Source organism: Arsenicitalea aurantiaca (assembly GCF_003994485.1).
GTDB lineage: Bacteria > Pseudomonadota > Alphaproteobacteria > Rhizobiales > Devosiaceae > Arsenicitalea > Arsenicitalea aurantiaca.
Map to the genome: position 1 here is coordinate 342427 of NZ_RZNJ01000003.1, position 16194 is coordinate 358620.

Here is a 16194-nt window from a genome sequence, read left to right on the forward strand (position 1 = left end):
CGGGGCGGTGTCGGCCTTCGAAACCCTCTGGCGCATGGCCCTGACGCTGGCGATCTCCGCCGGCGGCGGCCTCATTGCCGAAGCGGCGGGACTGCCGGCGGGGTTGCTTATGGGCGGGGCGCTCAGCGTCACCATTGCCAGCCTCATCGGGGTGCCCGTGGCGATGCCGCGGCGCCTGCGCGATGTGGGGTTCGTCCTTGTCGGGCTTTCGATGGGGGCGAGCGTGGCGCGGGACAGCCTGGCGCTGATCCCGCAATGGCCGGTCACCATGGCCGGGCTCATCATCGAGCTCGTGATCATCGTCTGGGCGACCGGCTACATGCTGAAGCGGCTGTTCGGGCTCGACAGCGGCACGGCCTATCTCAGTTCCTTTCCCGGCCATCTCTCCTTCATCATGGGCATCGCCTCGGCGGGGGTCGGCAATTCGCGCCAGATCATGGTCATCCAGACCATCAGGGTGATGATGCTGACCGTATGCGTGCCGATCGGAGCGCTGTTCCTGCCCTCGGGGGCAGGGTTCGAGACGGCGGCCGAGCCGATGGTCGCGCTGCCGCGGCTCGCGGCAGTGGCGGCGGCCTGCGTCGTTGCCGGCTGGATCTTCGTGCGGCTCAAGGTGCCCGCAGGCTATGTTCTGGGCGCGATGGCCGCCGCGACGCTCGCCAAGCTGACCGGCAATTTCGACGGGTCCCTACCCCAGCCGATGCTGACGGTGACGTTCATCCTGATGGGCGCGCTGATCGGCTCGCGCTTTGCCGGCATCACCTATGCGGAGTTCAGGCAGGCGAGCATAGGCGGGCTGATCGCAACGGCGATGACGGTCGGGATCGTGACGGCCATCGCCGCGGCCTCGACGCTTCTGGTCGACATGCCGTTCGGGCAGATCTGGCTGGGGCTGGCACCGGGCGCGCTCGAGGGCATGGGTGCGCTCGGAATCGCGCTCGGCTATGATACTGCCTTTATTGCGGCACATCATGTGACGCGATTGCTGTTGCTGAGCTTTGCCATCCCGCTTGTCGTCTGGCTGGTCGGACGGCAGGAGCGCAGGCTGGACCTATCGATGCGGAGCGAAAAATGATCAAGACAATGCTGCTGACCGGCGCCATCGCGCTCGGCGCGCTGAGCCTCGCCGCCCCGGCGCAGGCGGCCCCCTTCTGCACCAATTCCCCCGGCGGATTCGGGGTGGGCGTCGAGTTCGGGGTGGGCACGGGCTTCCGCGACCGCTCGGCGGAGCGCTACAACGACCGTCTCGAGCAGTACAAGCGCGAATTGCAGCGCCGCGGCGTCAACGCCACGAGCGTCGAAATCTGGAACGGGTGCCTGCAGGCCTTCGTGCGCAATCCGGACGGCACCAATGGCATGGAGTTCTACGACCCCTCGACCTATCGCCGCGTGTTCTGAGGGCGAGGCGCCCCGAGACGATAAGAGAAGGCCCGCTCCTTATGGCGCGGGCCTTTTTTGCGTTCAGACGACGGCGCTGGGGAGCGGGTCGCCATTGGCCCAGGCGTCGAGATTGGCGACGACGAGCGCGCCCATGGCCTGGCGGGTCTGGTGGGTGGCGCTGCCCTGATGGGGGGAAAGCACGACGTTCTCGAGGGCAAAGAACGCATCCGACATCTGCGGCTCCTTTTCGAAGACGTCGAGCGCGGCGCCGGCGAGGCCGCCGTTCTGGAGCATTTCGAGCATGGCGGCTTCATCGACGAGCGTGCCGCGGGCGACGTTGACGAGGTAGCCGCGCGCGCCCAGCGCCTCGAGCACTTCGCGCGAAACGATCTTCTCGGTGCCCTTGCCGCCCGGCGCGATGACGACCAGCCAGTCGCTGTCGCGTGCCATCTCGACGAGGTTGTCGTAGTAGATGTAGGGCTGGCTTGGCTGCTCGTTGCGGCCGAAATAGACGACGCGCATCTTCATGGCCTGGGCGCGGATGGCGATTTCCTTGCCGATGCGCCCGAGCCCCAGAATGCCCACGGTCTTGCCGGTGAGTTCGGACTGGAGCGGGAAATTGGCGGACGGCCAGCGCCCCTCGCGGACATAGCGATCGGCCTGCGGCAGGCGGCGCGCGAGCGCGACCATCAGCCCGATGGTGATCTCGGCCATGGCGTCGTTGAGGACATCCGGGGTGTTGGTGACGCGGATGTTGCGGGCCTTGGCGGCCTTGGCATCGATCGAATCATAGCCGACGCCGAAATTGGCGATGATCTCGAGCTTGGGCAGCTTGTCCATCAGCGCCGCATCGACATTGCCGCCGGCGATGGCGCGCACATTGGGCGCGACGCGGGCGATCAGGGCTTCCTTGTCCTCGGCCTCGTGCAGCTTGTGGACGGTGAAGCGCTCGGCGATCGCCGCCTCGCAGCTATCGAGAAGCTTGTGGGTCTGTAGAAGCTCGATGGTCATGTGGCGCTCGCTCGCGGCAGTGGACGGATGGGTCTTCATAGCGGCGCAGGGATGGCCTGTCGACGCCCGGGCCCAGAGCGCGGATCGAACTGGCCCGTTCGCGCGTTCGCTGATGCCGACTGGACGTCACGTCACAAATGTGCAGCAATGGCAACGCAGTGGGATCGGCCGCAAACGCCGCGCAGGAGTATATGAGCGACAGTGCCCCTTTCGACGAAATGTACAATGCGGACGGTTCGGTCCGTGACCCTTATCTCGAACTGGATGCCTGGCTGAAGGAGCAGCCGGCCCAGGCACTGAAACTGATGTCCGCCGATGCCGAGGGCCTGTTCAGGCGGCTCGGGATCACCTTTGCGGTCTATGGCTCGAACGAATCCACGGAACGGCTCATCCCGTTCGACATCATCCCGCGCATCATCTCGGCTGCCGAGTGGCGCAGGCTCTCCAAGGGCATCGAGCAGCGCGTGCGTGCGCTGAATGCGTTCCTGCACGACATCTATCATCGCCAGGAAATCCTGAAGGCAGGGCGGGTGCCCGAAGCGCTGATTCTCCAGAACAGCGCGTTCTGCCCCGAAATGATGGGGCTGGATCCGGCCAAGGGCATTTATTCGCACATCATCGGGGTCGACATCGTGCGGGTGGGCCCGAACGATTTCTACGTGCTCGAGGACAATGTGCGCACGCCATCGGGCGTCTCGTACATGCTCGAGAACCGCGAGGCGATGCTGCACCTGGCGCCGGACCTGTTCCAGCGGCACAAGGTGGCGCCGGTAGAGACCTATGCGGAGAATTTGCGGCGCACGCTCGAAAGCGTTGCGCCCGAGAACAGGCAGGGCGCCCCGACGATCGCGGTGCTCACCCCCGGCATCTACAATTCGGCCTATTTCGAGCATTCCTTTCTTGCCGACCAGATGGGGGCCCAGCTCTGCGAGGGGCCCGATCTCTTCGTTGAAGGCGGCAAGGTCTACATGCGCACGACCACGGGCCCCGAGCGCGTCGACGTCATCTACCGCCGGATCGACGACGATTTCATCGATCCCCTCACCTTCCGGCCGGATTCGCTCCTTGGGGTACCGGGGCTGTTCGATGCCTATCGGGCGGGCAATGTCACGCTCGTCAATGCGCCGGGCACCGGTATTGCCGATGACAAGGCGGTCTACACCTACGTTCCCGAGATCATCGAATTCTATCTCGGGGAAAAGCCGCTGCTCAACAATGTGCCGACCTACAATTGCACAGACGAGGAGCAGCGCAATTACGTGCTGGCCAATATCGAGGAGCTCGTGGTCAAGGAAGTGCATGGCTCGGGCGGCTACGGCATGCTGGTCGGCCCGACCTCGACCAAGGCGATGCGCGAGGAATTCAAACGCCGGATTCTCGCGCGCCCCGACAATTACATCGTGCAGCCGACGCTGGCCCTATCGACCTGCCCCACTTCCGTGAAGGCCGGGATCGCACCGCGCCATGTGGACCTGCGGCCCTATGTGCTCGTGGGCGACAAGATCCGCATCACGCCTGGCGGGCTAACGCGGGTGGCGCTCAAGAAAGGCTCGCTGGTCGTCAATTCGAGCCAGGGGGGTGGCACGAAGGACACCTGGGTGCTCGAAGAATGAGGATGCTGGGCAGGACTGCGGCCAATCTCTTCTGGCTGTCGCGCTATGTGGAGCGCGCCGAAAACATGGCCCGGCTTCTGGAAGTCGGCTACCGCATGTCGCTGACGGCGCGGCGCGAGGGAGGTGCGAGCGAGCACCTCGTCTCGATGCTGCAGGCGGCGGAAATGGACGAGGCGTTCAACGCCAAGCACGAGGTGGCGGACGTCGCGACGGTCAGCCATTTCATGCTGTTCGACGAGGAGAACCCCTCATCGGTGCGCTCGTGCCTTCTGGCAGCGCGCACCAATGCGCGCTCGGTCAGGACCGCGCTGACCCGCGATGTGTGGGAAACGATCAATGCGGCCTGGCTCGAATTCTCGCAGATCAGGCCCAGGGATGTCACCGGCGCCCGCCTGCAGGACGTGCTGCAATGGGTCAAGCAGGTGTCCAACCAGTTCCGCGGGGCAATGACCGGCACGGTTCTGCGCGGGGACGGCTACATGTTCTCCACGATCGGGGGATATGTGGAGCGGGCGGACAACACCGCGCGCATCCTCGACATGAAGTATTACGTGCTCCTGCCCCGGGCGACGCTGGTGGGCGGGGACGTCGACATCCAGCAATGGACGCTGATCCTGCGCGCAGCATCCGCGCATCGCAGTTACCGGCACGTCTATCATGACCGCTACAAGGCCGCGAACATCGCCGACTATCTGATCCTGCGGCCCGAAATGCCGCGCTCGCTGCGGTTCTGCATGATCCACATCAACCGCTCGCTCGATGGGCTCTCGGAGATCTACGGCACGCGGCAGGACTGCCATCTGGCCGCCGAAGAGGTGACCGCCATGCTCGTCGGGAACACCATGGAGCGGATCTTCCAGCATGGCCTGCACGAATTCCTCACCGAATTCATCGCCCGCAACAACCGCGTGACCGAGACGCTCTCGGACAGCTACAATTTCTATTAGGGCCAGGATGAAGATCGAGATCCGCCATCACCTGCGCGTCGCCATAGGCCCGGACCTGACCCGGGCGATCGAGCACCTGCTTTTGACCCCGCAGAGCGGGACGACGCAGACCGTGGACGCGTGGAGCATAGAGATGCCGGGCTTCGCCGAAGCGGCCCGCTTCAAGGATGCTTACGGGAACGTCGCCCACCTCGTCTGCCAGACCCATCCCGAGCCCGAACTCAGCGTCCTGGTGGCCGGCAGCGTCGAGACGCACGACACCCATGGGGTCGTGGGCAAGCCCGATGGCGCACCTGTACCGACGCTCTACAAGCGCCAGACGGCGCTGACCCGCTCGCCGGTGACCGTACATGGCAAGTTCCGCCATGCAGAGCGATCGGGACAGGCGCGGATCCCGCTGCTGCACCAGATCATGGAGCGGGTGGGTGAACTCTACCGCTTCGGGCTTGCCGAGGACGACGCTCCGGAAGCCGAGGGGCCGAGCCAGAGCCAGACCATGGGCACGATGACGCAGAGCCAGACGATGGGCACACCTGCACGTCCGGAGGGCAAGGCGGAAGATTTCGCGCATGCCTTTATCGGGGCGGCGCGGGCGCTCGACATTCCGGCACGGTTCGTCACCGGCTATCTCGCGGCCGAAGACGATCGCCCGGCGGTCTTTCACGCCTGGGCGGAAGCCTGGGACGATGCGCTGGGCTGGATCGGCTTTGATGCGGCGCTCGGGCTCTGCCCCGCCGAACGGCATGTGCGCGTGGCGGTGGGCCTCGATGCGGCAACCTGCCCGCCGATCCGCACCGTGCCGGCCACCGGCGCACCCGAAGTGCTGGCGCTTTCCGTCACGCCGGCCTGAAATCCGTCAAAGGCTCAGGAGCGCGAGCCAGATCGGGACGGTCACGACCGAGGCGACGGTCGAGATCAGGATCGTGTTGGTCGCGACGTCCACCGCCCGATTGTAGTAGGTCGCAAAGACGTAGACGTTGATGCCCGCGGGCATGGCGGCCAGCAGCACCGCATAGCGCGCCAGATCGGGGTCGACACCCAGCATCGGCACCATGATCACCCAGGCGATGGCAGGCTGGACGATGAGCTTGAGGATGGACATGGCAAGAGCCTGGGTCCAGTTGTCGGCCAGCCTGTAGGCGTTGAGGGCGCCCCCGAGCCCGAAAAGGGCAGCCGGGAACACCGCCATGGCGAGCATGGTAACCACCGCCTCGGCAGGCTCGATCAGCGTGATGCCGAGCGCGTTGAAGGCGAGACCGGCGGCAACACCCCAGAGGAGCGGGTTCATCACCACGCGCTTGGTCGCAATCAGCAGTGTGCCGCCAAGCGAGGTGCCATCCCGGCGCACGAGTTCCATGATGACCATAGAAAGCGAAATCAGCACCGGGGCGTGTAGCGCCACGATCGAGTAGACGATCGGCATCGCCTCGTCGCCATAGGCGCGCTGCAGGATCGGCACGCCGACCAGAACGGTATTGGTGAACATGGCCGAGAAGCCGGCCGAAACCCCCTCGCCCGGGCGCCGCTTGAAGATGCGCACGGCAATAATCGCGCCCACGGCGAGCGAAACGATCGCACCGAAATAGAATGGGAGGATCAGGCCGGGCATGAAGGCGGTGCCGAAATCGACGGTCAGCATCGCATTGAAGAGCAGGCAGGGCGTGGCGAAATTGTTGACGAAAGCGACGAGGCCGGCGACGCCCGAAGCCGGATAGAGCTTGTGGCGCACGGCGAAATAGCCCAGCGCCATCAGGGCGAAGACGGGCGCGACGACGTTGAGGATATCGAACATGAAGCTGGGCCGGCGAGGATAGGGTCAATCGACCTTGCATGGCCGGCCTGCCCCGTCAAGGAAACAGGGCTCGGGCGGCTGCCTCAGGCGCGCCAGGCGTCGAACGATCCGCCCATGACGAGGGCCCAGAAGGTGCCATAGCGCGACCGCGTACCCTCGGCCGTGTTGGCGGTCGCCAGCCCGAATTCGACGAAGTTGGGGCTCAAAAGCGTGAAGCGGTGGCTCGGGGAGTTGAGCCAGCCCTCGATCGCGTGCTCGAGCGTCTTGTGGCCGGCAGCGACGTTCTCGCCGACGGCCCCCAGATACCCCGCCTCGGTGACACGCTGGCGGAGCGTCGTGCCCAGATCATGCGAAAGGGTATCGCGCGAGGCCATGCGTTCGGCCTGGAAGCGGGCGGCGGAGGCGAGCTGCGCATTGTAGGCGAGCGCGGGGGCGCCATTGGCGCGCCGGACGGCGTTGATCGTCTGCGTCATGGTCGCGACGCTGAGCTGGCCGGGCGGGGTCCGCGTCTCGATCCGCGGCATTGTGGGGCTGCAGGCGGCGAGGAGGGCGGCGCCCCCGAGCATCAGCACGGTGCGGCGCGAGAGGCTGGTTGCTGCGGGCACGATGGGTGCGGCGGGATCAGGCAAGGTCATGGGCGGCCAGCAGGTTGGGGAGCATGGTGAGCTGCAGGGTGATCGGCCGACCGGCCGCGACATCCCAGCAGGCGGTGAGCGCGGTATGGGCGGCGGCAAAGGCGAGGATGCGCTTGCGGCTGTGGCCAAGTCGGGAAGAGAGAATGTCGGCAAGCGCGTTGACGCGCGCCGGATCGGTGACGCGCTTGGTGTCCCCGGCGGGATTGAGGAAGACTGGCGCCAGTTCGTAGACCGGATCGCCGACGAGCCCGATGGGATCGATCGCGAGCCAGCCGCGCGGGGAAGAGAGGATGGTGTCGTGGTGCAGATCGCCATGAAGCGGGATCTGCGGGGCGGGCTTGTCGAAGAGACGGTGGGCGATGCCGAGGGCGCGCGCGAGGAGATCCTTGCTCATGGCGGGCCAGGCGCCGGGGCGGGAGCCGAACAGCGCCTCGAAACGCGCCCGGACCGGAAGGAGATCTTCGGGCATGGGCAGTGCGCGCGGGCGGTGCAGTTCGCTCACCACATGCGCAAGCGCGATGGTCGCTTCCTCGTCGCGGCCCGCGCGAGCGGGTGCGCCGAGGGTATCCCCGTCGAGCCATTCCATGAAGATGATGCCGTCGGTGGCATCGAACACGGTGGCGGCGCCCTCCCCGCCATACCAGGCCATGAGGCCCGCGCCGCGCGCTTCGCTCTCATCGGCATCGGGCTTGAGCTGCTTGAGCACCGCGGGGCTGCGTCCATTCTGGTCGACGCGATAGATCCAGCTCGTATCTGTTTCCGCGAGCAGCGTCGCCTTGGACAGCGACCAGCGGATCATGGCCTTGCTGAGGGCGGTTTCGGCGGGGGAGCGATTCATCATGGGCGCGATTAAAGCAGAGCTGTGCACAAAGTGCGACCGGCAAGAGATGAAGAGCGGTTATACCGGAAATGACGGCATTTGAACTAAATTAAGCCTGTTCGCGGATGCCGCTGGTTCGCCACCCGGGTTCGCCGCACTCTTGCCGCAAAGCAGGAGGGACGGATGGCCAATATCGATATCGGCGGCGTTAGACCCCAGGTGCGGGCACGGATCGATGCACTGATCGCGCTGCGGCTGCGGCGGATCCAGACCATGCTTTTGGGCAGCGCGTTTGCCTCCGCAGCGATCGTCGGGGCGGCGGCCGCGTTCGTCCTCGCGCTCTACTGAGGCGCAGCGGGCGGCCGGCCCATCCAGAGGGCGAGCGCAAGAGTTGCGAGCAGAGCGAGGGCGGGCGCGAGGAAGGTCCAGGGTCCGCCAAGCCCGGCAAGGCCCGCCAGGGGCAGGAGCACGAGAAGGCTGGCGAGGAACCACGCCGTCATGCGCCGCTTGTCTGTGCGCAGGATGGCGGGGGCGGCCCGCTGGACGGGCAGGAGATCGGCAGTCGCGAGGGCGATCGGAACTGCGCCGAGCACAAGGGCCTGCTGGGGATCGAACCAGCCCAGGACGATGCCGTTGAGCGCGAGGAAAACCAGCATCAGCCCCAGATAGGAGGTGCCGAGCCGGCCCATGGCGAGACGCGCCGGCGGCCAGGCGAGGACGAGGAAGCCGCCAGACGCCGCGGCGAGCCCGACCATCCACCAAAGGCCCGGCTGATCGAGGCTGGCGCGGCCCGAAAACAGGGCGAGCGCGGCAGCAGCCGAGAGCATGAGCGCGGCCTGGCTTGCTGCAAGTCCGGCGATCCGGTCCATCCGCGCGAAGGCCGAAATCCATCCGAGCGCGCCGATGACGACGATGCCGAGCAGTACCGGCGCAGGCAGGGCGATGCCCGTTTCGGTGCGAAGCAGAAATAGCGGTATCCCGAGCCCGATGAGGAGCGCGAGGAGCAGCGCCGTGACGCCGAGGCGCCAGGGACGGCCAAGCGCCCGGCGATCGGCGAGATAACCGAACCCGGCGGCAAAAAGCGAGACGAGGAGCACGAGCGCTGCAGGCCAGGGCGCGTGATAGGCGACAAAGAGCGTGACCAGAACGCCGCCAAGCGCGATGCCGAGCCCGCCAGCCAGAGGCGAGCCGGCTGCGCCAATCGTGGAGGACTGGCGCGCCTGGCGGAGCACGAGGGCGGTCGCGACGAACGAAACGATCGCGGCGAGTGCGCTGAAGGCGAAACCGGCGACGAGCATGCCATACCCCTTCGAGATGCCGGCGGGAGGGCCATGTCTTATCTAGCGCGTCCGCAGCGCAGTTAGAACCGGTGTTGACTCGGCTGTGAACCGGTTTGTTCGGGCTTTGCGGGGCGATGGGGGCGGCTCAGCCAGGGCGAGCCCGAAAGGACGAAGCGCCATGGCGTTTCGACTCCGCGGGTGATGCCGATGCGGGGGCCGCTCAGGCTCTCGAACGTCTCGTCGGGCATACCGATTGCGAAGGGTGGACGATCGAGCGGGGCGGCATCGTGGCTCCGGTCGACGCCGAGGGCCGCGCAAAGCCGGCCCGGGCCCGAGCAGAGCTGCCTGTCGGGCATCTCCCCGCGCCGATTGCGCATGATCTCGAGGCCGCAGAGGGGCTCGAGCGCCCGGATCAAAACTGCGCTGCCGGGATGACAGACGACATTGAGGCACCAGTGAATGCCGTAGGAACGGTAGACATAGGCATGACCGGGCGGGCCGAACATGGCACGGTTGCGGGGCGTGGGGCCGCGGAAACTATGGGACGCGGGGTCTGCCGCGTCATAGGCCTCGGTCTCCACGATGCGGCCACCCACCCCATCGACGGTGAGGAGCGCGCCGATGAGGCTGCGGGCGATCTGCTCGGCAGGAGCGTCGAAATCGGCGCGGTCAAGCGAGCGCATCGTGCTCCATCGGTCGATCAGGTCGGAATCAGGCGGCGATACTCGGCTTCTGCCGCACCGTACGAGCCATTGGCCTGGCGCTCCAGCCCGCTGCGATCGAGAATGACCAGTTGCCCGCGCCGCGCCCGGATCAGCCCCTTGCCCTCCAGGATGTGGATGGCGACGGTCACGCCGGGCCGGCGTACCCCGAGCATGACGGCAAGGAATTCGTGGGTGAGGCTCACCTCCGCCCCATCCATGCGATCATGGGTCATGAGGAGCCAGCGCGCGAGCCGTTCCTCGAGCTTGCTGTGGCCATTGGCGAGCGCGGTGCAGGCGGTCTGGTGCAGCATGGTGTGCACATAGCGCAGCAGAAGATCCCGCAGCGTGCGGCTCTGCTCGAAACATTCGCGCAGGATGGCGCCCGGGACCCGCCAGCCCCAGCCGCCAACCTGCATGAACGTAACGTGCGGGGTGGTTTCGGCTCCCAGCAGCAGTGCCGTGCCAGTCATGCCGTCGCGGCCGGCGATGCCGACCTCGATATCGCGACCGCCCTGCATGTGGGCCACAATCGAAGCCAGGCCCGCCTCAAAGAAATACCCATACTCCACGGGCTCGTTGGCCCGTTCCAGCTCGTGACGCAAATCCAGCGTGACCCGTTCAAGATGCGGGGCAACCAGCGCAAAATCAGCCGGCGTCATGGCCTTCAGCAATGCATTACGCGAGCCATCCTGCCGAATACCGTTCATAGTTTCCTCTAAACCGGGCAATGACTTAACGCACAGCGCGACAGCCCGCGCCGGCAAATTAGCCGATCACGCGCCCCCTGCAACGCAAGGTCCGTAAGCGTACCGTCCGGTTCGGAGCGGCCTCCGGGCTAGGATCGAATGCCCAGAAGACGCCGATATTCACCCTCGGCCATGCCGTAGGCTCCATCTGCCAACTCGATCAGGCCGTCCCTATCCTTGATCTGGACCGCGCCGCGCACCGAGCGGATGAGCCCCTTGCCCTCGAGGATGTGCATGGCGACCGTCACGCCCGGGCGACGCACACCCAGCATGACCGAGAGAAACTCATGGGTGATCGCAAACCGATCAGTGTCGAGCCGATCCTGCACCATGACGAGCCAGCGCGCGAGCCGCTCCTCGAGTTTCGAGCGGCCATTAGCAAGCGCGGTCGAGGCGATCTGCATGGTGAGGGCGCGGGCATAGCGATGGAGGAGCGCGGTGAGGGTCGGGCTGCGGTCCATGGCGTCGCGCAAAGCGGCAGGCTCCATGACGAGTGCTGCGCCAGGGGCCTGAACGATGGTGGTGTGTGGGCTCCGATCATCGTGCTGCACGAAGGCGGTGCCGGTCATGCCGTCGCGCCCGATGATGCCAACCTCCATGTCGCGCCCGCGCGGCAAGGTGGCGACGACCGATACGAGGCCATCCTCGGGGAAATAGACCCGCCGGATAGGCTCGTGGGCAGCCTCGAGCACTTCGCGCGTTTCGAGCATCACCGGCTCGAGGTGAGGACGCAATAGGTGCACATCCTCCTCCGTCATCAGCTTCAGGAGACGGTTCGCATAGTGCAGGGACTGTTCGATCAGATCCTCCAGCGGCGCTTCAGCTGCCTGTTTGATGGTGGTCTTGCCGACATTTGCGAAGGGTAATCGCAAGTTCATTGCGGATCAACCAGCCGAGGCCCGTTGGGGTTGCAGACGGATGCGGGCGGCCGGAATTCCGGTCGCCCGCACGGGTCAGACTAGACGCGACGTTCAGCGGCCGCCGCCGGGACCACCGCTGCCGCCACCGGGACCACCGCTCGGGCGCCAGGTCTGACGGTGTCGGAACCAGGTTCAAAGACATGATGTTACGCGCTCCGCGTGACCATCGCATCCTCTGTCGGCGCATGCGCGCGGCGATCCCCGGGACGCGTTCGGCACACTGACATGTTACGCCTTCGGCAACCTTCCGTCTTGATGGATATCAAATCGTAAATGCGGGGTCGGGGTATGTTCGAATCCGCACCGTAGCGGTGCCGGAGGCTCATGACATGGCACGCCTGAAGCTCGTCGGACAATCGGCGCGGGCAATGGCGATCGGACAGCGCGGCGGGCGCCGGCAGGGGCCGCCCAGCGCCATGCGCGCGGCCGGAGCCTGGGCCAGCGAAGCCAGTTTCGGCTGGACTCCTCCGATGGATATTACGGATAGCAACGGGGCGATACGCATCGCGATCGACCTGCCCGGGCTCGCGCCCGAGGCCATCACGATCGAACTCGCAGGTGCGCTGCTGGTGGTCCGGGGCGAGCGCACCACGGCGCCGTCGGCCAATGTCGGCGCGCCCTATCAGGGCGAGAGGCAGTTCGGCGCGTTTTCGCAGGCGGTCTACTTCGCCGACCCGCCCGAGCCGGACGCCGTGCGCGCCGAACTCTCGCGCGGGGTGCTCACCATCACCGTGCCGCGCCCGCCCGGGCCGGGCGAACGCGTGCAGATTGCGGTGGTTGAAAAGCTTACCTGAAGATCAGGCGGCCTTCTGCGTGCTGCGGCCCACGATGTGGGGCTCGAGCGCCTCGAAATCCCAGTCGATGCCGAGGCCCGGGGCTTCGGAGGGATAGGCGAGGCCGTTCTCGATCCTGATGCCCGAACGGGTCACGAGGTCGAGCTGCGGGATGTACTCGAGCCAGCGGCTGTTGGGGACCGCGCAGCAGAGCCCCAGATGCAGTTCCATGAGGAAATGCGGGCAGATCGGCACGTTGAAGGCCTCGGCCATGTGCGCGACCTTGAGCCAAGGGGTGATGCCGCCGATCCGGGCGACGTCGGTCTGGACGATCGAGCAGGCGCCGGCCTGCAGATAGTCCTTGAACTGGGAGATCGAATACATCGATTCCCCCACCGCGATCGGGATCGAGGTGGAACGGGCGAGCCGCTGATGGGCGCCGACATCGTCGGCGTGGATCGGCTCCTCGAACCAGGCGATGTCGAAGGGCTCGAAATGGCGGGCGCGGCGGATTGCCTCGTCCACAGTGAAGCCCTGATTGGCATCGGTCATGATGTCCCAATCCTCGCCAACCGCCTCGCGGACGGCGCGGATGCGGCGGGCATCTTCGGCGGCATGGGGACGGCCGAGCTTGAGCTTGGCGCCCCCAAAGCCCTGTTCCTTGGCCCAGAGCGCGCCTTCGACGAGTTCGGCCTCGTCGATATGCAGCCAGCCATGTTCGGTATTGTAGAGCTTGATCGCGGACTTCGCCCCGCCCGCCAGCCGGTGGAGCGGCAGGCTGGTGCGGTGACCGCGCAGATCCCAGAGCGCGGTGTCGATCGCGGCGATGGCGAGCGCGCTGACCGCGCCGACGGTGAGCGCATGGACGCGGTAAAGGAGATCGCGCCAGATCTGCTCGATGTCGTCGGCTTCGCGGCCAAGAATGACCGGGACGAGGTGATCCTCGAGGAGCTTGATGATGGAGGATCCGCCGGTGCCGATGGTGTAGCTGTAGCCGGTGCCCACGACGCCGTCGGCATCGGTGATGCGGACCATCGGCGTTTCCTGGCTCTCGAAGCTCTGCACCGCGTCGGTGCGCTTCACCTTGGGTTTCAGATCCGCCATCAGGATCTCGACCGAAACTATGCGTGCCATATGCGTCCTCCCTATTGCCTCACCCATCAGGTCGTTCGGTTAAAACGTATATTGCATGCATTGTCCAATATGAAGTGAGCAGGTGATTGCGCATAAGGCCGGGGCGCGGCAAGCTCAGCCCAGTTGATTGAAGGAAGGCCCTGCCCCGCCATGTCGCCCACGGACCGCCCCCTGATCGGGATCATCGCCTGCAACCGGCCCGTCGAAGGGGAGCCGGCACAGATCGTCAAGGCACGCTACATCGATGCGGTGATACGGTTTGCCGAGGCGGTGCCCGTGCTTTGCCCGAGCACGGATCGTCCCGAGGATGCCGAAATCCTCGTGCGACGGCTCGATGCGGTGCTGCTGACGGGCAGCAACTCCAACATCGAACCCCACAGATATGGCGGCGCGGGCGCGGGCGCCCCGCCTCATGATGCCGAGCGGGATGGCATGTCGGCGGCGCTCGTCAAGGCCGCGATCGCCGCGGGCAAGCCGGTCTTCGGGATCTGCAGGGGCCTGCAGGAGATCAACGTCGCGCTCGGGGGTAGCCTTTTCGACCAGCGCGAGAAGGGACACGGCGTTCATCACGCGCCCGATGGAGTGAGCCTTGAAGAAATGTTCGGTCACGGCCATGTGGCAAGTCCGGTGGAGGGATCACAACTCTCGGACTTTGCCGGAGGGGCGCCGCTTCAGGTCAACAGCGTCCACTACCAGACGATCGAGCGGCTCGGGGATGGGCTCGTCATCGGCGCGACAGCAGAGGACGGGGTGATCGAAGCCGTCGAAAGCCCCCGCGGGACGACGCCGGTGCTGGCGGTCCAGTGGCACCCCGAATGGCGTCCCGAAACGCGCCCGCACGACATGGCCTTCTGGAGGGAAGTCGGCCGGCTGGCGCGGCGCTGAGGTCGACCCGGCCCCCGCCCCGTGCTAGGCCGGAAACCAGATCCGAGGAGCCGAGCATGCCCGAATTCGAAACGCGCCTATTCATCGATGGCCGATACGAGGCCGGACAGGACGCCGAAGAGCCGGCGCATGAACCTGCGCGCGCGCGCGTGCTCGCAAACGTCGCCTCAGCCGATGCCGGACAGGTCGATCGGGCCGTAGAGGCCGCCGCGAGCGCGTTTACGGGCTGGGCCCGGACCACTCCGCGCGAACGCAGCCGCGCCCTGCTCGAGATCGCAAGCGCGATCGAACGCGAGACGGAGCCGCTGGCGCGCATCGAATCGCGAAATGCCGGCAAGCCCTTCCGGTTCGTGCTGGGCGGCGAGATCGGCAACGTCGCCGATGTCTTCCGCTTCTTCGGCACGGCAGCGCGGAACGTGCCCGGGATCGCCGCGGGCGATTATCGCGGGGCGGGCTTCACCTCGATCCTCAAGCGCGACCCGGTCGGGGTCGTGGCGTCGATCGCGCCCTGGAACTATCCCCTGCTGATGGCTGCCTGGAAGATCGCCCCGGCGATCGCCGCGGGCAATACCGTCGTCATCAAGCCATCGGAGAACACGCCACTCAGTCTTCTCCCTCTCGCGGGGCTGCTCGGAGAGATCCTGCCGGCCGGCGTGGTCAACGTGATCGCCGGGAACGGCGCCGATGTCGGCGCGCGGCTCGTCGCCCACCCCAAGGTGCGGATGATCTCGCTCACCGGGGACGTGCGGACGGGACGGGCCGTGCTGCAGGCTGCTGCGGGCGAAAGCATCAAGCGCACCCATCTCGAGCTCGGCGGCAAGGCGCCGGTGATCGTCGCGGCCGATGCCGACCTCGACAAGCTGGTCGGGACGCTTCGCGAGGCGAGCTTCTACAATGCCGGGCAGGACTGCACCGCTGCCTGCCGGATGCTGGTCGCGAACGAGATCGCCGATGCGGTGACGGAAAAGATGGCCGAAATGGTCGAAAGCCTCGTCTATGGCGCGCCCGAGCGCGAGGATGTGGAGTTCGGCCCGGTAATTAGCGCGAGGCAACTGGAGCGGGTGACGGGGTTTGTCGAGCGGACGGGCGCGGATGGTGGCACGATCGTGGCTGAGGGCAGAACCTCGGAGACCGCCGGCTATTTTCATCCCCCCACGCTCGTCCGTGCACCGGCGCGTGCCGAAATCGTACGCAAGGAAGTCTTCGGGCCGGTCGTTTCGATCACCCCCGTCGCGGACATGGACGAAGCGGTCGCGATTGCCAATGGCTCGGAATACGGGCTCGCCTCTTCGGTATGGTCGAGAGATGCCGGGCATGCGCTGGGGATCGCAAACCAGCTCGAATACGGGGTCACCTGGGTCAATACCCATGGGGTCTTTGCGACCGAAATGCCGCATGGTGGCACGAAGAATTCGGGCTATGGGTCCGACCTCTCCATGCAGTCGCTGCTCGACTACACGCAGGTCCGGCACGTGATGATCGCCACCTGACCGGGCACCGCATCATCCCGGACGCCCTCTTTCAGTAAACTTTTCAGGCCGTTCGACCCGCGCG

Annotated in this window: 18 protein-coding genes; 9 read left to right on the plus strand and 9 right to left on the minus strand. The window is 66.2% G+C overall.

Annotated features, from left to right (window positions below):
* The first annotated feature begins 7 nt into the window (after window positions 1–7).
* Together EMQ25_RS10275 and EMQ25_RS10280 are read left to right on the plus strand one after the other, a co-directional pair.
* Window positions 8–1075, plus strand: coding sequence for an AbrB family transcriptional regulator (locus EMQ25_RS10275; RefSeq protein ID WP_127188484.1), 1068 nt, complete (start codon window positions 8–10; stop codon window positions 1073–1075).
* Entirely contained in the window at window positions 1072–1398 is a 327-nt protein-coding gene (locus tag EMQ25_RS10280; protein WP_127188485.1) for a hypothetical protein, read from the plus strand. Before EMQ25_RS10275 ends, EMQ25_RS10280 begins: the two co-directional genes overlap by 4 nt.
* Before the next feature lie 63 nt (window positions 1399–1461).
* Here EMQ25_RS10280 and EMQ25_RS10285 read toward each other — a convergent pair whose 3' ends face one another.
* Window positions 1462–2391: a 2-hydroxyacid dehydrogenase gene (locus EMQ25_RS10285; protein WP_127188486.1), complete on the minus strand. Its 930-nt coding sequence runs from the start codon at window positions 2389–2391 to the stop codon at window positions 1462–1464.
* A 191-nt stretch (window positions 2392–2582) separates the two neighbouring features.
* Here EMQ25_RS10285 and EMQ25_RS10290 point away from each other — a divergent pair, with 191 nt between their 5' ends.
* Genes EMQ25_RS10290 through EMQ25_RS10300 form a run of 3 tightly spaced genes read left to right on the plus strand, consistent with a single transcriptional unit; the run spans window position 2583 to window position 5801 of the window.
* Complete coding sequence (locus EMQ25_RS10290) at window positions 2583–4004, plus strand: circularly permuted type 2 ATP-grasp protein (protein ID WP_127188487.1); 1422 nt, start codon at window positions 2583–2585, stop codon at window positions 4002–4004.
* Between the two features lie 2 nt (window positions 4005–4006).
* Window positions 4007–4951 carry an alpha-E domain-containing protein gene (locus EMQ25_RS10295; protein WP_127188488.1) on the plus strand — a complete coding sequence of 315 codons (945 nt, stop codon included), beginning with the start codon at window positions 4007–4009 and terminating at the stop codon, window positions 4949–4951.
* A 7-nt stretch (window positions 4952–4958) separates the two neighbouring features.
* On the plus strand, window positions 4959–5801 hold the full coding sequence (locus EMQ25_RS10300) for a transglutaminase family protein (RefSeq protein ID WP_127188489.1): 843 nt from the start codon (window positions 4959–4961) through the stop codon (window positions 5799–5801).
* Between the two features lie 6 nt (window positions 5802–5807).
* Here the strand turns inward: EMQ25_RS10300 and EMQ25_RS10305 are convergent, their stop codons facing one another.
* From EMQ25_RS10305 to EMQ25_RS10315, 3 genes are all read right to left on the minus strand, one after another.
* Window positions 5808–6743, minus strand: a complete 936-nt coding sequence (locus EMQ25_RS10305) for an AEC family transporter (RefSeq protein WP_127188490.1) — start codon at window positions 6741–6743, stop codon at window positions 5808–5810.
* Window positions 6744–6826: 83 nt separating this feature from the next.
* The gene (locus EMQ25_RS10310) at window positions 6827–7378 is read right to left on the minus strand and encodes a CAP domain-containing protein (RefSeq protein ID WP_158626033.1); all 552 of its coding nucleotides are present in this window, start codon (window positions 7376–7378) and stop codon (window positions 6827–6829) included.
* On the minus strand, window positions 7365–8219 hold the full coding sequence (locus tag EMQ25_RS10315; RefSeq protein WP_127188492.1) for an aminoglycoside phosphotransferase family protein: 855 nt from the start codon (window positions 8217–8219) through the stop codon (window positions 7365–7367). Before EMQ25_RS10315 ends, EMQ25_RS10310 begins: the two co-directional genes overlap by 14 nt.
* 162 nt (window positions 8220–8381) lie before the next feature.
* On the opposite strand from EMQ25_RS10315, the gene EMQ25_RS18050 reads away from it, so the two are divergent.
* Window positions 8382–8546 carry a hypothetical protein gene (locus EMQ25_RS18050; RefSeq protein WP_158626034.1) on the plus strand — a complete coding sequence of 55 codons (165 nt, stop codon included), beginning with the start codon at window positions 8382–8384 and terminating at the stop codon, window positions 8544–8546.
* Here EMQ25_RS18050 and EMQ25_RS10320 read toward each other — a convergent pair.
* The 4 genes from EMQ25_RS10320 to EMQ25_RS10335 form a co-directional block, all read right to left on the minus strand.
* Window positions 8540–9496, minus strand: a complete 957-nt coding sequence (locus EMQ25_RS10320) for an MraY family glycosyltransferase (protein WP_127188493.1) — start codon at window positions 9494–9496, stop codon at window positions 8540–8542. The genes EMQ25_RS18050 and EMQ25_RS10320 overlap by 7 nt on opposite strands.
* A gap of 62 nt (window positions 9497–9558) precedes the next feature.
* Window positions 9559–10161 (minus strand): DNA-3-methyladenine glycosylase, encoded by a 603-nt coding sequence (locus tag EMQ25_RS10325; RefSeq protein WP_127188494.1) that lies wholly within the window; start codon window positions 10159–10161, stop codon window positions 9559–9561.
* Window positions 10162–10178: 17 nt separating this feature from the next.
* Entirely contained in the window at window positions 10179–10889 is a 711-nt protein-coding gene (locus EMQ25_RS10330; RefSeq protein WP_244606551.1) for a Crp/Fnr family transcriptional regulator, read from the minus strand.
* A gap of 128 nt (window positions 10890–11017) precedes the next feature.
* On the minus strand, window positions 11018–11806 hold the full coding sequence (locus tag EMQ25_RS10335) for a Crp/Fnr family transcriptional regulator (RefSeq protein ID WP_244606552.1): 789 nt from the start codon (window positions 11804–11806) through the stop codon (window positions 11018–11020).
* A 371-nt stretch (window positions 11807–12177) separates the two neighbouring features.
* On the opposite strand from EMQ25_RS10335, the gene EMQ25_RS10340 reads away from it, so the two are divergent.
* A complete protein-coding gene (locus EMQ25_RS10340; protein ID WP_127188495.1) occupies window positions 12178–12642 on the plus strand; it encodes an Hsp20/alpha crystallin family protein in 465 nt (154 codons plus the stop codon).
* A gap of 3 nt (window positions 12643–12645) precedes the next feature.
* On the opposite strand, the gene EMQ25_RS10345 is transcribed toward EMQ25_RS10340, so the two are convergent.
* The gene (locus EMQ25_RS10345) at window positions 12646–13755 is read right to left on the minus strand and encodes a mandelate racemase/muconate lactonizing enzyme family protein (protein ID WP_127188496.1); all 1110 of its coding nucleotides are present in this window, start codon (window positions 13753–13755) and stop codon (window positions 12646–12648) included.
* A 150-nt stretch (window positions 13756–13905) separates the two neighbouring features.
* On the opposite strand from EMQ25_RS10345, the gene EMQ25_RS10350 reads away from it, so the two are divergent.
* The gene (locus EMQ25_RS10350) at window positions 13906–14640 is read left to right on the plus strand and encodes a gamma-glutamyl-gamma-aminobutyrate hydrolase family protein (protein ID WP_127188497.1); all 735 of its coding nucleotides are present in this window, start codon (window positions 13906–13908) and stop codon (window positions 14638–14640) included.
* Between the two features lie 56 nt (window positions 14641–14696).
* Window positions 14697–16130 (plus strand): aminobutyraldehyde dehydrogenase, encoded by a 1434-nt coding sequence (locus EMQ25_RS10355; RefSeq protein WP_127188498.1) that lies wholly within the window; start codon window positions 14697–14699, stop codon window positions 16128–16130.
* The last annotated feature ends 64 nt before the right edge of the window (window positions 16131–16194 follow it).

Coding starts and splice junctions, on each gene's coding strand:
- EMQ25_RS10280 (WP_127188485.1), top strand. CDS start 1,072: ATGATCAAGACAATGCTGCTGACCGGCGCCATCGCGCTCGGCGCGCTG.
- EMQ25_RS10285 (WP_127188486.1), bottom strand. CDS start 2,391: ATGACCATCGAGCTTCTACAGACCCACAAGCTTCTCGATAGCTGCGAG.
- EMQ25_RS10290 (WP_127188487.1), top strand. CDS start 2,583: ATGAGCGACAGTGCCCCTTTCGACGAAATGTACAATGCGGACGGTTCG.
- EMQ25_RS10295 (WP_127188488.1), top strand. CDS start 4,007: ATGCTGGGCAGGACTGCGGCCAATCTCTTCTGGCTGTCGCGCTATGTG.
- EMQ25_RS10300 (WP_127188489.1), top strand. CDS start 4,959: ATGAAGATCGAGATCCGCCATCACCTGCGCGTCGCCATAGGCCCGGAC.
- EMQ25_RS10305 (WP_127188490.1), bottom strand. CDS start 6,743: ATGTTCGATATCCTCAACGTCGTCGCGCCCGTCTTCGCCCTGATGGCG.
- EMQ25_RS10310 (WP_158626033.1), bottom strand. CDS start 7,378: ATGACCTTGCCTGATCCCGCCGCACCCATCGTGCCCGCAGCAACCAGC.
- EMQ25_RS10315 (WP_127188492.1), bottom strand. CDS start 8,219: ATGATGAATCGCTCCCCCGCCGAAACCGCCCTCAGCAAGGCCATGATC.
- EMQ25_RS18050 (WP_158626034.1), top strand. CDS start 8,382: ATGGCCAATATCGATATCGGCGGCGTTAGACCCCAGGTGCGGGCACGG.
- EMQ25_RS10320 (WP_127188493.1), bottom strand. CDS start 9,496: ATGCTCGTCGCCGGTTTCGCCTTCAGCGCACTCGCCGCGATCGTTTCG.
- EMQ25_RS10325 (WP_127188494.1), bottom strand. CDS start 10,161: ATGCGCTCGCTTGACCGCGCCGATTTCGACGCTCCTGCCGAGCAGATC.
- EMQ25_RS10330 (WP_244606551.1), bottom strand. CDS start 10,889: ATGAACGGTATTCGGCAGGATGGCTCGCGTAATGCATTGCTGAAGGCC.
- EMQ25_RS10335 (WP_244606552.1), bottom strand. CDS start 11,806: ATGAACTTGCGATTACCCTTCGCAAATGTCGGCAAGACCACCATCAAA.
- EMQ25_RS10340 (WP_127188495.1), top strand. CDS start 12,178: ATGGCACGCCTGAAGCTCGTCGGACAATCGGCGCGGGCAATGGCGATC.
- EMQ25_RS10345 (WP_127188496.1), bottom strand. CDS start 13,755: ATGGCACGCATAGTTTCGGTCGAGATCCTGATGGCGGATCTGAAACCC.
- EMQ25_RS10350 (WP_127188497.1), top strand. CDS start 13,906: ATGTCGCCCACGGACCGCCCCCTGATCGGGATCATCGCCTGCAACCGG.
- EMQ25_RS10355 (WP_127188498.1), top strand. CDS start 14,697: ATGCCCGAATTCGAAACGCGCCTATTCATCGATGGCCGATACGAGGCC.